The following is a 13,842-nucleotide window of genomic DNA, read 5'->3' as shown; positions in this document are numbered from 1 at the left end:
CCGGCGCGCACGACGACGCGGGCCCGTCCCCCCGGTGAGGGGGACGGGCCCGCGTCGTACGTACGGTGACACCCTGCCGCGCGAGCGCGGCGGCGGCGTCAGGCGCCGAGGATCTCGCGCGCCAGCTTGGCGGTCTCGGTCGGCGTCTTGCCGACCTTCACGCCGGCGGCCTCAAGGGCCTCCTTCTTGGCCTGCGCGGTGCCGGAGGAGCCGGAGACGATGGCGCCGGCGTGGCCCATGGTCTTGCCCTCGGGGGCGGTGAAGCCCGCGACGTAACCGACGACCGGCTTGGTCACGTTGGCCTTGATGAAGTCGGCCGCACGCTCCTCGGCGTCGCCGCCGATCTCGCCGATCATGACGATCAGGTCGGTCTCGGGGTCCGCCTCGAACGCCGCGAGGGCGTCGATGTGCGTCGTACCGATGACCGGGTCGCCACCGATGCCGACGGCGGACGAGAAGCCGATGTCGCGGAGCTCGTACATCATCTGGTAGGTCAGCGTGCCGGACTTGGACACGAGACCGATGCGGCCGGGCTTGGTGATGTCGCCCGGGATGATGCCGGCGTTGGACTGGCCGGGGGTGATCAGGCCGGGGCAGTTCGGGCCGATGATCCGGGTCTTGTTGCCCTTCGAGCCGGCGTACGCCCAGAAGGCGGCCGAGTCGTGGACGGCGATGCCCTCGGTGATCACGACGGCGAGCGGGATCTCGGCGTCGATCGCCTCGACGACGGCGGCCTTCGAGAAGGCCGGCGGCACGAAGAGGACGGACACGTTCGCGCCGGTCTTCTCCATCGCCTCGGCGACGGAGCCGAACACGGGCACCTCGGTGCCGTCGAAGTCGACGGTCGTGCCGGCCTTGCGCGGGTTGACGCCGCCGACGATGTTGGTGCCATCGGCGAGCATGAGCTTGGTGTGCTTCATGCCCGTGGCGCCGGTCATCCCCTGGACGATGACCTTGCTGTCCTTGGTGAGGAAGATAGCCATGGTGGTCTGAGTCCCTCTTCCTTACTTCGCAGCCGCGGCGAGCTCGGCGGCCTTGTCGGCCGCGCCGTCCATGGTGTCCACGCGCTGGACCAGCGGGTGGTTGGCGTCGGAGAGGATCTTGCGACCCAGCTCCGCGTTGTTGCCGTCGAGACGCACGACGAGGGGCTTGGAGACGTCCTCGCCCTTCGACTTGAGCAGCTCCAGGGCCTGGACGATGCCGTTGGCGACCTCGTCGCAGGCGGTGATGCCACCGAAGACGTTGACGAAGACGGACTTGACGTCCGGGTCGCCGAGGATGATCTCCAGGCCGTTCGCCATGACCTCGGCGGAGGCACCGCCACCGATGTCGAGGAAGTTGGCGGGCTTCACGTTGCCGTGCTTCTCACCGGCGTACGCGACGACGTCCAGGGTCGACATGACCAGTCCGGCACCGTTGCCGATGATGCCGACCTCGCCGTCGAGCTTGACGTAGTTGAGGTTCTTGGCCTTGGCGGCGGCCTCGAGCGGGTTGGCCGCGGCCTTGTCCTCGAGGGCCTCGTGCTCCGGCTGGCGGAAGTCGGCGTTCTCGTCGAGCGAGACCTTGCCGTCCAGGGCCAGGATGCGGCCGTCCTTGGTCTTCACCAGCGGGTTGACCTCGACGAGGAGCGCGTCCTCGGCGACGAAGGTGTCCCACAGGGTGACCAGGGCCTCGGCGACGCCCTCGGCCACGTCGGCCGGGAACTTCGCCTGGGCCACGATCTCGCGGGCCTTGGCGATGTCGACGCCGTCGACGGCGTTGACCGGGACCTTCGCGAGGGCCTCGGGGGTCTTCTCCGCGACCTCCTCGATGTCCATGCCACCCTGCACCGAGGCCATGGCCAGGAAGGTGCGGTTGGTGCGGTCGAGCAGGTACGAGACGTAGTACTCCGCCTCGATCTCCGGCGACAGCTCGGCGATCATCACCTTGTGGACCGTGTGGCCCTTGATGTCCATGCCGAGGATGTCGGTCGCGCGGGCGACCGCCTCGTCGGCGTTCGCCGCCAGCTTGACGCCGCCGGCCTTGCCGCGGCCGCCGACCTTCACCTGCGCCTTGACGACCGACTTGCCGCCCAGCCGCTCGGTCGCCTCGCGGGCTGCCTCAGGCGTGTCGATGACTTCACCGGCCAGCACCGGTACACCGTGCTTGGCGAAGAGGTCCCTCGCCTGGTACTCGAACAGGTCCACGCGCGTCCGTCCCTTATCAATGGTCTCGCGGTTGGTTTTCTGCGTGGGCGTGCCGCGAGGGGCAACGTGACTGCGGTGTCACTAGGAAGGCGCACACGGTGACCGGATACGCGGCATGTCCATCTCGCAGGTTATCCCCGCGCCCCGCGTGGCCCTAAATCGCAGATCGCACCCGGGCGGTGATTACGGTCACAGAATCCCCCTGGTGGAGGCGTTCTCGGGGTCCGGTATGGGCAGCGGGCGCTTCTCGATCGCGGCGGCCATGACGTCCGGGAAGAGGTCCGGCGTACAGGCGAAGGCGGGGGCGCCGAGGGCGGACAGGGCCGCCGCGTGGTCGCGGTCGTAGGCGGGGGCGCCCTCGTCGGAGAGTGCGAGCAACGTCACGAACTGGACCCCCGACGCCTTCATCGCGGCCACCCGCTTCAGCATCTCGTTGCGGATGCCGCCCTCGTACAGGTCGCTGATGAGCACGACGACGGTGTCGGCCGGCCGGGTGATCCGGGACTGGCAGTAGGCCAGGGCGCGGTTGATGTCGGTGCCGCCGCCGAGCTGGGTGCCGAACAGGACGTCAACGGGGTCGTCCAGCTGGTCGGTGAGGTCGACCACCGCCGTGTCGAAGACGACGAGCCGGGTGCGCAGGGCGCGCATCGAGGCGAGCACCGCGCCGAACACCGACGCGTAGACAACGGAGGCGGCCATCGAGCCCGACTGGTCGATGCAGAGGATGACGTCCTTCTTCACGGACTGGGCGGCCCGCCCGTAGCCGATGAGCCGTTCGGGGACGACCGTGCCCGCGCCGTCCCGGCCGGGCAGCTCCAGGTAGTTCTTGAGGTTCGCCCGGATGGTGCGGTCCCAGTCGATGTCGTGGTGGCGGGGGCGGGTGATCTTCGCCGACCGGTCGAGCGCTCCGGTGAGCGTGGCCCGGGTGCGGGTGGTGAGCCGCTTCTCCAGCTGCTCGACCACCTTGCGGACCACGGCCCGGGCGGTCTCCTTCGTCGTCTCGGGCATGGCCTTGTTGAGCGAGAGCAGGGTGCCGACCAGGTGCACGTCGGCCTCAACGGCCTCCAGCATCTCCGGTTCGAGCAGGAGGGCGGAGAGGCCGAGGCGGTCGATCGCGTCGCGCTGCATGACCTGGACGACGGAGCTGGGGAAGTACGTCCGGATGTCACCGAGCCAGCGGGCCACCGAGGGCGCGGAGGCGCCGAGCCCGGCCGAGCGCCCGCCGCCGCTCCGGCCGCCGGGCCGTCCGCCGCTCCCGTAGAGCGCGGTGAGCGCCTGGTCCATCGAGGCGTCGCGCCCGGTGAGAACGCGGCCGGTGCTCTCCTCGCTGTCGGCGCCCAGCACCAGGCGCCAGCGGCGCAGCCGCTCGTCGTGGGCGTTGTCGTCCGTGGTCATGCCGTCTCCCCGAGTGGTGTGCGGTCGTGGTGGGCGGGAGCCGTGGGCGCCGGGCCCTCGTCCAGGCCGAGGAGCAGGCGCAGGACCGGGACCACCGCGTCCGCGCGGGCCGCGTCCAGGACCGGCCCGAAGCCCGGGGCCGTCGCGCCCGCCCCCGAGGGGGAGCCGGCCCCCGTCGCCCCGGCGGGGGCCGGGCCGCGCCGGACGAGGTCGCCCAGGGTGCGCCGGACGCCCGGTTCGTACGCGGAGAACGTGCGCCGCAGCAGGGGCAGCACGTCGGTGAACGTGTCGGCGGGGACCCCGGTGAGCCAGGAGTCGACCAGGGCGAGCAGCCGTTCGTCGTGGACGAGGAGCATGCCGCCGCCCGCCGCCCCGCCGACGAAGCCCTCGATCCAGGCGGCGGCGTCGGCCGGCGGGGTGCCCGGGGAGAGGGCGAGGCCCATCAGCCGGGCGGCGGCGTCCTCGTCGAGGTGGCCGTCGTCCAGGAGCAGCCGGGCGGCCCGGCCCCGGATGACGCCCGCGACCGTGTCCCGGACGGTCAGCTTGTGCAGCACCGCGCGCCAGCGCTCGCGCAGCCCGTCCGCGCTCGAAGGGACGGCGCCGGCGAGGAGCCCGATCGCGGTGTGGACGCCGTCCACCTGGCGGCGCAGTGCTTCGGCGCCCTCGGCGTCGAGCCCGGTGCAGGCGGGGGGCAGGCCGACGCAGATCCGCTCCGCGAGGCCGGCCGCGACCTCGCCGAGCGCCGTGGTGTCCGTGGCGCGGACGTCCCCGTAGCGCAGGGTGCGGGCCAGGGCCGGGAGGGCGTCCGCGAGGTGGCCGACGTCGGCGTCGAGCGCGGCACGGTCGGCGAGGGCCCGCATCACGACCGGCAGGGCGTCCGGCAGGTCGGCGAGCAGGCAGCGCTCGGCCAGCGCGGTGATCTCGGCGAGCGCGGTCGCGGCCAGGGCGTCCGACTCGGCGCGGGCGGTGGCGGCGAAGAGCACGGTGGTGCCCCAGACGCCCGCCTCGGCGACGCGCACGTACAGCTCGGGCTCCCAGCGCAGCCGCCAGCTCTCCCGGAAGGTGCCGGTGCTCCCCCGGCCGGCAGCCGGTTCGCCCCAGCCGATGCCGAGGAGGCGGAGCCGGTGCAGCAGGCGGCCGCGGGAGGCGTCGGTGTCCTTGCGGAGGTCGAGCTCGATCTCCCGCTCGTCGGCCTCCGGCTTGAGCCGCAGGGTGCGCTGCTGCCGGGTCAGGTCGCGCTGGAGGGGGACGGCGGGGGCGGTGTCGGGGACCTCGCCGAGCGTGGTGCCGACGACGAGGCGGTCATGGACGAGCGCGAGCGGCACGTCGGAGCCCTCGCACATGACGGCCCGGATCGCGTCGGTCGTCTCGCTCAGCCCGGCGAGCGGCCGGCCGCGCATCGCGGCGAGCGTCTCGGCGAGCCGGACGGCCTCGATGGCGTGGGCGGACGAGACGAAACGGTCCTCGTCGCGCAGGAGTCCGGCGACCTTCGTCATCCAGCGCTCGATCGGGCGGTCCGGGGCGGCGAAGAGGTGCTCGTACCAGCCGGGCGACTCGATGCCCGCGCCGTATCCGCTGTGCCGGGCCAGTCTGCGGTGGGTCCAGGGCACCCAGGTCAGTTCGGCCTTGGCCTTGGGCAGGCCCTTGAGCAGGGCCCGGTCGGCGGTGAGCGTCGTCCGCGTACGCAGGGCGGGGACGTGCCAGGCGCCGCAGACCACGGCGATGTCGTCGCCGAACTCCTTCTTCGCCGTGCGGAGCTGGATACGCATGTACGCCTCGCGCACGGCGTCCCGGGGGTGCCCGCCGTCCCCGTACGCCTCACGGAGCGCGGTCATCGCCTCGCCGAGCGCGGCGAACGCGGCGAGCGGTCCGGCCGCCTCGCCGCTGCCGGGCACGCGGTGCTCGACCACGTCCTCCCACCAGCGCTCGGGGTCGTCGTACCCGGCGGTCTCGGCGAGCACCCGGATCGGGTCGACGGGGACGGGCTCTTCCCCGGCGGTGTCGTCCCGGTCCGTCTCCGCGTCGGCCTCCATGGCCAGCGAGTGGGCGGCGGGCAGGTCGATGAAGCGGACCGGCAGGTCCCGGGCCAGGGCCCAGCGGATGGCGACCCACTCGGGGGAGAACTCGGCGAACGGCCAGAACGCCGCCCGGCCGGGGTCGTCCACCGCGTGGGCGAGCAGGGCGACCGGGGGCCGCATCTCCTCGTCGGCCGCGAGCGGCAGCAGCGCGTCGCCCTCGGGCGGGCCCTCGATGAGGACCGCGCGCGGGTTCGCCGTGTCGAGGGCGGCGCGGACGGCGCGGGCCGAGCCGGGACCGTGGTGCCGCACCCCCAGCAGCAGCGGCCCCGGTCCACGGGTGGCGGTCATGCGGACGCCTCCCGGCAGGCGCGGTAGAAGTCCTTCCAGCCGTCCCGCTCGCGCACCACGGTCTCCAGGTACTCCTGCCAGATCACCCGGTCCGCCGCCGGGTCGCGGACGACGGCGCCGAGGATGCCGGCCGCGACGTCGCCGGGGCGGAGCACACCGTCCCCGAAGTGGGCGGCGAGCGCGAGGCCGTTGGTGACGACGGAGATGGCCTCGGCCGTGGACAGCGTGCCCGAGGGGGACTTGAGCTTGGTGCGGCCGTCGGTGGTGACCCCGTCGCGCAGTTCGCGGAAGACCGTGACGACGCGGCGGATCTCGGCGAGGCCGTCGGGCGCGGGCGGCAGGTCGAGCGAGCGGCCGACCTGGTCGACGCGGCGGGAGACGATGTCGACCTCCGCCTCCGGGGTCGCGGGCAGCGGCAGGACCACGGTGTTGAACCGGCGGCGCAGCGCGCTGGACAGCTCGTTGACGCCCCGGTCGCGGTCGTTGGCGGTCGCGATGACGTTGAACCCGCGCACCGCCTGGACCTCTTGGCCCAGCTCGGGCACGGGCAGGGTCTTCTCGGAGAGGATCGTGATCAGCGAGTCCTGCACATCGGCGGGGATGCGGGTCAGTTCCTCGATGCGGGCGGTCATGCCCTGGGCCATGGCGCGCATCAGCGGGCTGGGCACGAGCGCCTCGCGGCTGGGGCCGTTGGCGAGCAGCTGCGCGTAGTTCCACCCGTAGCGGACGGCTTCCTCCGGGGTGCCCGCCGTGCCCTGGACGAGCAGCGTCGAGTCACCGCTGACGGCGGCGGCCAGGTGCTCGGAGACCCAGGTCTTCGCCGTGCCGGGGACGCCGAGGAGCAGCAGCGCCCGGTCGGTGGCGAGCGTGGTGACGGCGACCTCGACGAGGCGGCGCGGTCCCACGTACTTGGGCGTGATGACGGTGCCGTCGGGCAGGGTGCCGCCCAGCAGGTACGTCGCGACGGCCCAGGGCGACAGGCGCCAACGCTCGGGCCTGGGGCGGTCGTCGGCTGCCGCGAGCGCCTTCAGCTCGTCGGCGAAGGAGTCCTCGGCATGCGGGCGCAGAACCTCGTCTGTGCTCGCCTGGGTGGTTTCGGACACGGTCATGGATCCCCCTCCGGATCGGTCGCCAAGTCGGTCGGCCGGATGTGGTTCCACCGTGCACCATGGCACTGACAATCGGCCTTCGCGCAGGTCAGGGCCATTGTCAGTGGGGCCGCCTAACGTCGTTGGCATGCTGCTGACTGACGGGGGAGAACCCTTGGGCGCCGCTGCCTCGGCCGCGCGCTGGACGGTGGAGCAGGTGCTGGCCCTGGCTCCTGACGACGCCTCACGCAAGGCGGGGAACAAGCTCGGTGCGGCCGGCTCCTGGTCGGACACCGGGTGGGATGCGACGGGCGGGGTGTGGGGGCTGTGCAAGGGCAGTGGGAGCAAGCCGTACCGGACGGTGGTCGACACCACCGGCCCGGCGTACAAGTGCAGTTGCCCCAGCCGGAAGTTCCCGTGCAAGCACGCGCTGGGGCTGCTCCTGCTCCGCGCCGCCGACGACGCTGCGGTGCCCGCCGGGTCGCCGCCCGACTGGGCCGAGGAGTGGCTGACCGGCCGCCGCGCCCGCGAGGAGGCGAAGGCGCGGCCCGCCGGGGGTGAGGGCCCGGCGGGCCCCGCCGATCCGGAGGCCGCGCGCAGGCGGGCGGAGAGGCGCGCCGAGCGGATCGGGGGCGGTGCGCGGGAGTTGGAGCAGCGCCTCACCGACCTGCTGCGCGGTGGTCTCGCGGCGGCCGAGCAGGCGGGGTACGGGCTGTGGGAGGAGACGGCGGCCCGCATGGTCGACGCGCAGGCGCCCGGTCTCGCGGGCCGGGTGCGGGAGCTGGGCGCCGTCCCGGCGTCCGGTCCGGGCTGGCCGGTGCGGCTCCTGGAGGAGTGCGCGCTGCTGCACCTGCTGGACTCGGCGTGGCTGGGCCGCGACCGGCTGCCGCCCGCGCTCGCGGCCACGGTCCGTACGCGGGTGGGGCTGCCGGCCTCCCCGGAGGGCCCCCCGGTCCGCGACCGCTGGCTGGTCCTCGCCCAGTACGACACCCCCGAGGGCAAGATCGTCACCCGCCGCATCTGGCTGTACGGCGAGGAGTCGGGGCGCACGGCGCTGCTGCTGTCCTTCGGGGCGGCCGGCCGCTCCCCCGCCCAGGCCCTGCCCGTGGGCGTCACCGTCGACGCCGGGCTGACCCCCCATCCGGGCTCCGGGCAGCTCCGCGCCGAGCTGGGCGAACGCTTCGGCGTGCCCGAGCCCGCCGTCACGCCTCCGCCGGGTGCCTCGGTCACCGAGGCGATCGCCGCGTACGGGCGGGCCCTGGCCGACGACCCGTGGGCGGAGTCCTGGCCGGTGACCTTGCGCGATGTCATACCGGTGCCGTCCCCGGACGGCTGGCAACTGGTGGACGCGGAGGGCCGGGAGGCCCTGCCGGTGGCCGCTGCCGCCCTGAACCGCCCGTCGCTGTGGAAGCTCGTCGCGGTCTCGGGCGGGGCCCCGCTCACGGTCTTCGGCGAGTGCGGCCACCGGGGCTTCGACCCGCTGGCGGCGTGGGCCGCGGGCGGGACAGGCACTCCCGTCGAGACCGTCACGCTCATCTGACTCCGTAGTCCGGCTCCCGAGGAGGGGCGATGTCCCGTACGACCGCACCAGCCGCCACCCCGACACCGGCCGCACCGGCGGCCTCCGCACCTGCGGCCTCCGTGCCGTGGGAGGAGCTGGTCACCTCGGCCCTGCTCGGCACGGACCGCCGGCCGCCCGAGGGTGCGTCCGGCACCGGCCCGGACGGCGCGGCCGCCGCGCTGCTCGACGCCGCTGCGCTGCACACCGTGCGGCGCCGGGCGGGGCTGCTGCCCGCCGCCGCGTCCCCGCGCCCCGCCGTGGCGCCCGACGACCCCCGGCCGCCGCTGCCGGAAGCCGCCCGGGGCCGGCTGGCCCAGCTGCTGGCCGACCGGACGGCGGGCTCCGGCGGCAGGCGGGGCGCGGCCCCGGACCTGACGGAGCTGATCCCGCAGTGGCTGGCCGCCGCCAATCTGCACGGGTACCGGGCGCCGGACTCCGCCCTGCCCGCGCTGCTGGACGCGGCCAGGGCCCGCACCGATCTGCGCCCGCAGACCCTGGAGTTCGCCGGGCCGCGCGGCCTGTGGCTGGCCGGGCTGAATCCGGAGTGGAAGTTCGCGCTGCGCGGCGCGTCCGGCAGTGCGCTGCTGCCCCCGCCGGACGACGCGGAGGCGGTGCGGCGGCTGTGGGAGGAGGGCCTGTTCGCGGAGCGGATCGCGTTGCTCGGGGCCGTACGGGCGCATGACGCGGAGGCGGCCCGCGCACTGCTGGCCACCACGTGGAAGACCGAACGCGCCGAGGACCGGCTGATGTTCGTGGACTCGCTGCGTACCGGGCTGTCCGCCGCGGACGAGGAGTTCCTGGAGCAGGCGCTCGCCGACCGCAGCCGCAATGTCCGGACGACGGCGGCCGAGTTGCTGTCCGCGCTGCCCGGTTCGGCGCTGGCCCGGCGGATGGCGGGCCGGGCGCTGTCCTGCGTGAGCCCGGGACTGACCGGCGACGAGCCGTTCGTCGCGGTGGAGGCGCCGCACGAGTGCGACGAGGCGATGCAGCGTGACGGGGTGGTGCCGCTCCCGCCGTCCGGCAGGGGCGAACGGTCCTGGTGGCTGGGTCAGTTGGTGGAGGCGACCCCGCTGTCGGTCTGGCCGGCGCGGTTCGGCGGGCGTGGCGCGGAGGAGATCGTGGAGCTGCCGGTGGCGGACGGCTGGGGCGAGGAGCTGCACGCGGCCTGGTGCCGGGCCGCCGTCCGGCAGCGCGATGCCGGGTGGGCGCGGGCGTTGCTGGGTCCGCCGTCGACGCCCCCGTCCAACGGCCCCGGTACGGCGTCGCTCGCCGAGCGGGCGAAGCTCCTGGCGGTGCTGCCCCCGGCGGAGCGGGCCGTCTGGGTGGGCGACTTCGTCGCCGCGCACGGCTTGTCGGAGGCGTTCCAGCTGCTGGGGGTCTGCCCGGTCCCGTGGGCGCCGCCGCTCGGCCGGGCCGTGGTCGACGCGCTCGACATCGCGAGGGACGCGGGCAGTTATCCGTGGAGCTTCAGCGGCGTCATGGGCCTGGCCGAGCGCTGCCTCGATCCGGCGGAGGCGGCCCGCCTGGAGGTCCTGACCACCACGCCCGCCGAACCGGCGGACGCCTCCCCCGGCGCGAACGGCTACTGGACGGAGGCGTTCCAACGCCTGGTCTCCACGCTGCGCCTACGCGCCACGATGGACAGCGAGCTCTCCGGGCCCCCGGTGCGGTGATCCCGCGCCCCGGTTCCGCCCACCCGGCGCCGGACCGCCGCCTCCCCGGCGACCCCGCCCCGCGCCGGCTCGGCCCGGGCGCGGACCGGCACGGGCCTCCCCGCGAGCGGGCGGAACGCCGATGAGCGCCCGGTGAGCACGGCACCCGGGGCATCGGCCGATCGCGCGCCCCGGGGCGTCCCGGGCCCCGGCCCGGCAGCCGCAACACGGCGCCCCGGACCCCCGGCGACGCCCGGTTACGCCTCCGCCGGGTGGCGGACGTTCGCGTTGACCCAGTCGACGATCGCGGTGGTCGTCGCGCCCGGGGTGAAGATCTCCGCGACGCCCTGGTCCTTCAGGGGGGCGATGTCCGCCTCCGGGATGATGCCGCCGCCGAAGACCTTGATGTCTGCCGCGTCGCGGTCCTTCAGGAGTTCGATCACCTTGGCGAAGAGCGTGTTGTGGGCGCCGGAGAGGATCGAGAGGCCGATCGCGTCGGCGTCCTCCTGGATCGCCGTGTCCACGATCTGCTCGGGCGTCTGGTGCAGGCCCGTGTAGATGACCTCCATACCCGCGTCGCGCAGCGCCCGCGCGATCACCTTCGCCCCGCGGTCATGGCCGTCGAGGCCCGGCTTGGCAACCACCACACGGATCGGACCGGTCACACCCATCACTGCCTCCACATGCGTCTCCCGTGCCTGAAGGGCCGGGGATGTGAACGAACGTTATCCACAGCATCCCGCAAGCCGCCGTTTCACGGTGAGCCGGGAGGGGGAAATCACACATGGGACATTGTTCACGGGCACCGGTTCCCGGGCCTGCGGCGGTTTCGCCGTGCGGGACCGACGCCCGGAGAGCCGCATCGGGTCGCCGTATCACCGCGCCGTCAGCCGCACGGCACGGTGGTACGGGTCCGTCCGCACGGGCCGCCTCCCACACGGCGCCCGCCCGGACCTCCGCCGGCGCGGCGCACGTCCGGAGCAGGAGGCCGACCATGAAGCCCCCCAGCCTGCCGTTCCCCGCCCCGCCGGCCGCACTGCTGAGAGCGACCGCCCTGGAACTCGTCGTGCTCGCCGGGCACGCCCTGCTGTATCCGACCGGGATCGCCGGTGAACGCCACCCGGGCCGGAATCCGGCCGGCGACGGCGCCGAGCCCGCCCGCGCGGACATCGCGCCCGCCGACCGGCCGCCTGTCGTGTTTCTTCACGGTTTCATCGACAACCGCTCCGTCTTCGTCCTGCTGCGCCGCTCCCTGGCCCGGCACGGCTGGACCCATCTGGAGTCGCTCAACTACTCCCCGCTGACCAGCGACATCCGTGCGGCCGCCGAGCTGCTGGACCGGCACATCGAGGACATCTGCGCCCGCACCGGCCACCCCCGGGTGGACATCGTGGGCCACAGCCTCGGCGGCCTCATCGCGCGCTACTACGTACAGCGGCTGGCCGGTGACCGCCGGGTGCGCACCCTCGTCACGCTGGGCACGCCGCACGCCGGGACCGCCGTCGCCCCGCTGGCCGGGGCGCTGCCCATCGTGCGGCAGATGCGCCGGGGTTCGGCCCCCGTCGAGGAGCTGCGGCTGCCCGCACCCGGCTGCCGCACCCGGTTCGTCAGCTTCTGGAGCGAACTCGACCGGGTGATCGTCCCCGCCGATGCGGCCTGCGTCGACCACCCGGACCTGGACGCGGTCAACGTACGCGTCACCGGCATCGGCCACCTCGCGCTGCCGGTGCACCCGGCCGTGGCGACTGCCGTGCGCCGGGCGCTGGACGAAGCGGAGCCCGTCCCGGAGGCCGGGACCGCCCCCGGGACCACCCCTTCCACCCCTGCCGCATAAATCGAACAGACTTCGAACCTAGAGCCAAGGCTCTGTGCTCTCGCCACCGAATGACGGCCGATTGCCCGCTTTCCCGAGCGCTTCGGAGCCGTCGAAGATTGTCGACGGCGGATACCGCCGGGTACAGTCGCCGCCAGTTCTCCCGGGGCACCCCACGGCCCCGGAACCTGGTCCTGCTGCCGAGGCGAGAGAGAAGTTGGTGAACGACCAGCACCCCCACGCCGGGTATGCCGGATACGACGGCTGCTCCACGGGCAGCTTCGAGACGGACCCGCTCTTCGGCTCCCTCCCCGGCACCGGCGTCGTCCACGACGGCGTCCATGACGCCTCGTACGACACCTCGCAGGGCTACGGCATTCCGTACACCGGTGGCGGGACCGGATACGGCGGCACGTACGGCACCACCCACTGGGACACGGGCGAGCACCACGGCTATCAGGCCCCGCAGCACCCGCAGTACGACGCCGCCCAGTACGACGGAACGCCGCAGTACGACACCGCCACCACCTGGCTGCCGACGGAGGGCTACGCCCCCGGCATCCCGTCCCAGGGCGGCGCCCCGGATTCCTCCGGCCAGTGGGACACCACCACCTGGACCGCCGCCGCGACCGCGTGGCCCTCCGACGACACGGGGACGTACGACACCGGCGTGTACGACGCCACCGCCTGGAACACCGGCGCCACGCCCGGGCACGAAGAGCAAAATGTGCAAAGCCCGGCCGCCTCGAACGAAGCCGAACAGGCCGACCCCTCGGAGTCGTACGAGACCTACGCGTCGTACGACGGGCACGGCTCCGACGACTACGACCCGTACGAGCCCCACCGCCGCGCCGACGACGCGCCGGTCGCCGCCGCCGAGCCGCACCCCGATCTCGCCCCCGCCGAGCCCCGCCGCGGCGGTGGCCGCAGCCGCAGGCGTTCCCCCGCGAAGCGTTCCGCGCTCCTCACCGTCGCCGTTCCCTCCGCCTGCGTGATGAGCGTGGCCGGGATCGCCGCCGCCTCGGTGAGCGGGATGAGCGGGGACGACACGAAGAAGGACGCCACCACCGCCATGGCCGCCGCCGACCCCGGCACGGTCAAGCCGGTCGCGGCCAACAACAAGCTGGACACCCAGCTCGCCAACCTCAGCGCCGACGCCGAGAACTTCGCGGACCGCGCCAGCCGCACCCAGGAACGCATCGACCTGAAGCAGCGGCAGGCCGCCGAGAAGAAGAGGCGCGACGCGGAGGCCGCCCGCAAGGAGGCCCTGCGCCCCAAGTTCGTGCTGCCGGTCAAGCAGCACGGTCTGAGCGCCTACTTCGGCCAGGCGGGCGTCAACTGGATGTCCGTGCACACGGGCATCGACTTCCCCGTCCAGTACGGGACCCCGGTGATGGCGGCGACCGACGGCACGGTCCGTACGCAGTACAACAGCGCCTACGGCAACATGGCCATCGTGACCATGGCCGACGGCACGGAGACCTGGTACTGCCACCTCAGCAGCACCCGTATCCGCTCGGGCCCGGTCAAGGCCGGCGACGTCATCGCGTACTCCGGGAACTCCGGGAACTCGACCGGCCCGCACATGCACTTCGAGGTGCGGCCGGGCGGCGGTGCGGCGATCGACCCGCTGCCGTGGTTGGGCAGCCACGGGGTCAACCCGACCTGAGCAGGACGGACGACGGCGGGGGGGGGGGGGGGGGGGGGGGGGGGGGGGGGGGGGGGGGGGGGGGGGGGGGGGGGGGGGGGGGGGGGGGGGGGGGGGGGGGGGGGGGGGGGGG

10 protein-coding genes are annotated in these 13,842 nt (G+C 74.1%); 4 read left to right on the top strand and 6 right to left on the bottom strand.

The window, feature by feature from the left end:
• Nucleotides 1-98: 98 nt before the first annotated feature.
• The 5 genes from sucD to ACN6LM_RS21045 all read right to left on the bottom strand — a co-directional run bounded on the left by sucD (nt 99) and on the right by ACN6LM_RS21045 (nt 7,056).
• Complete coding sequence (gene sucD / locus ACN6LM_RS21065) at nt 99-983, bottom strand: succinate--CoA ligase subunit alpha (RefSeq protein WP_445066920.1); 885 nt, start codon at nt 981-983, stop codon at nt 99-101.
• A gap of 21 nt (nt 984-1,004) precedes the next feature.
• The gene (gene sucC, locus ACN6LM_RS21060; protein WP_445066919.1) at nt 1,005-2,186 is read right to left on the bottom strand and encodes an ADP-forming succinate--CoA ligase subunit beta; all 1,182 of its coding nucleotides are present in this window, start codon (nt 2,184-2,186) and stop codon (nt 1,005-1,007) included.
• A gap of 189 nt (nt 2,187-2,375) precedes the next feature.
• Entirely contained in the window at nt 2,376-3,581 is a 1,206-nt protein-coding gene (locus ACN6LM_RS21055; protein WP_445066918.1) for a VWA domain-containing protein, read from the bottom strand.
• On the bottom strand, nt 3,578-5,947 hold the full coding sequence (locus ACN6LM_RS21050) for a DUF5682 family protein (protein WP_445066917.1): 2,370 nt from the start codon (nt 5,945-5,947) through the stop codon (nt 3,578-3,580). The genes ACN6LM_RS21055 and ACN6LM_RS21050 overlap by 4 nt, the downstream gene beginning before the upstream one ends.
• On the bottom strand, nt 5,944-7,056 hold the full coding sequence (locus ACN6LM_RS21045; protein WP_445066916.1) for an ATP-binding protein: 1,113 nt from the start codon (nt 7,054-7,056) through the stop codon (nt 5,944-5,946). Before ACN6LM_RS21045 ends, ACN6LM_RS21050 begins: the two co-directional genes overlap by 4 nt.
• Before the next feature lie 127 nt (nt 7,057-7,183).
• Here ACN6LM_RS21045 and ACN6LM_RS21040 point away from each other — a divergent pair, with 127 nt between their 5' ends.
• Together ACN6LM_RS21040 and ACN6LM_RS21035 are read left to right on the top strand one after the other, a co-directional pair.
• Nucleotides 7,184-8,575 (top strand): SWIM zinc finger family protein, encoded by a 1,392-nt coding sequence (locus ACN6LM_RS21040; RefSeq protein WP_445066915.1) that lies wholly within the window; start codon nt 7,184-7,186, stop codon nt 8,573-8,575.
• Between the two features lie 29 nt (nt 8,576-8,604).
• Nucleotides 8,605-10,269, top strand: a complete 1,665-nt coding sequence (locus ACN6LM_RS21035; RefSeq protein ID WP_445066914.1) for a DUF5691 domain-containing protein — start codon at nt 8,605-8,607, stop codon at nt 10,267-10,269.
• A gap of 236 nt (nt 10,270-10,505) precedes the next feature.
• Here ACN6LM_RS21035 and ACN6LM_RS21030 read toward each other — a convergent pair whose 3' ends face one another.
• Nucleotides 10,506-10,919 (bottom strand): cobalamin B12-binding domain-containing protein, encoded by a 414-nt coding sequence (locus tag ACN6LM_RS21030; protein ID WP_361023831.1) that lies wholly within the window; start codon nt 10,917-10,919, stop codon nt 10,506-10,508.
• A 323-nt stretch (nt 10,920-11,242) separates the two neighbouring features.
• On the opposite strand from ACN6LM_RS21030, the gene ACN6LM_RS21025 reads away from it, so the two are divergent.
• Both ACN6LM_RS21025 and ACN6LM_RS21020 read left to right on the top strand, forming a co-directional pair.
• Nucleotides 11,243-12,082 (top strand): esterase/lipase family protein, encoded by an 840-nt coding sequence (locus ACN6LM_RS21025; RefSeq protein ID WP_445066913.1) that lies wholly within the window; start codon nt 11,243-11,245, stop codon nt 12,080-12,082.
• A 199-nt stretch (nt 12,083-12,281) separates the two neighbouring features.
• The gene (locus tag ACN6LM_RS21020; RefSeq protein WP_445066912.1) at nt 12,282-13,730 is read left to right on the top strand and encodes a M23 family metallopeptidase; all 1,449 of its coding nucleotides are present in this window, start codon (nt 12,282-12,284) and stop codon (nt 13,728-13,730) included.
• The last annotated feature ends 112 nt before the right edge of the window (nt 13,731-13,842 follow it).

It is taken from the genome of Streptomyces sp. SAS_281 (genome assembly GCF_052542855.1).
This window is presented reverse-complemented; position numbering and strand designations above follow the sequence as displayed.

What these genes read in the sequence shown, in the direction of transcription:
- ACN6LM_RS21040 (WP_445066915.1), top strand. Translation starts at nt 7,184, where the DNA reads ATGCTGCTGACTGACGGGGGAGAACCCTTGGGCGCCGCTGCCTCGGCC.
- sucD (WP_445066920.1), bottom strand. Translation starts at nt 983, where the DNA reads ATGGCTATCTTCCTCACCAAGGACAGCAAGGTCATCGTCCAGGGGATG.
- ACN6LM_RS21045 (WP_445066916.1), bottom strand. Translation starts at nt 7,056, where the DNA reads ATGACCGTGTCCGAAACCACCCAGGCGAGCACAGACGAGGTTCTGCGC.
- ACN6LM_RS21050 (WP_445066917.1), bottom strand. Translation starts at nt 5,947, where the DNA reads ATGACCGCCACCCGTGGACCGGGGCCGCTGCTGCTGGGGGTGCGGCAC.
- ACN6LM_RS21030 (WP_361023831.1), bottom strand. Translation starts at nt 10,919, where the DNA reads ATGGGTGTGACCGGTCCGATCCGTGTGGTGGTTGCCAAGCCGGGCCTC.
- ACN6LM_RS21055 (WP_445066918.1), bottom strand. Translation starts at nt 3,581, where the DNA reads ATGACCACGGACGACAACGCCCACGACGAGCGGCTGCGCCGCTGGCGC.
- ACN6LM_RS21035 (WP_445066914.1), top strand. Translation starts at nt 8,605, where the DNA reads ATGTCCCGTACGACCGCACCAGCCGCCACCCCGACACCGGCCGCACCG.
- ACN6LM_RS21025 (WP_445066913.1), top strand. Translation starts at nt 11,243, where the DNA reads ATGAAGCCCCCCAGCCTGCCGTTCCCCGCCCCGCCGGCCGCACTGCTG.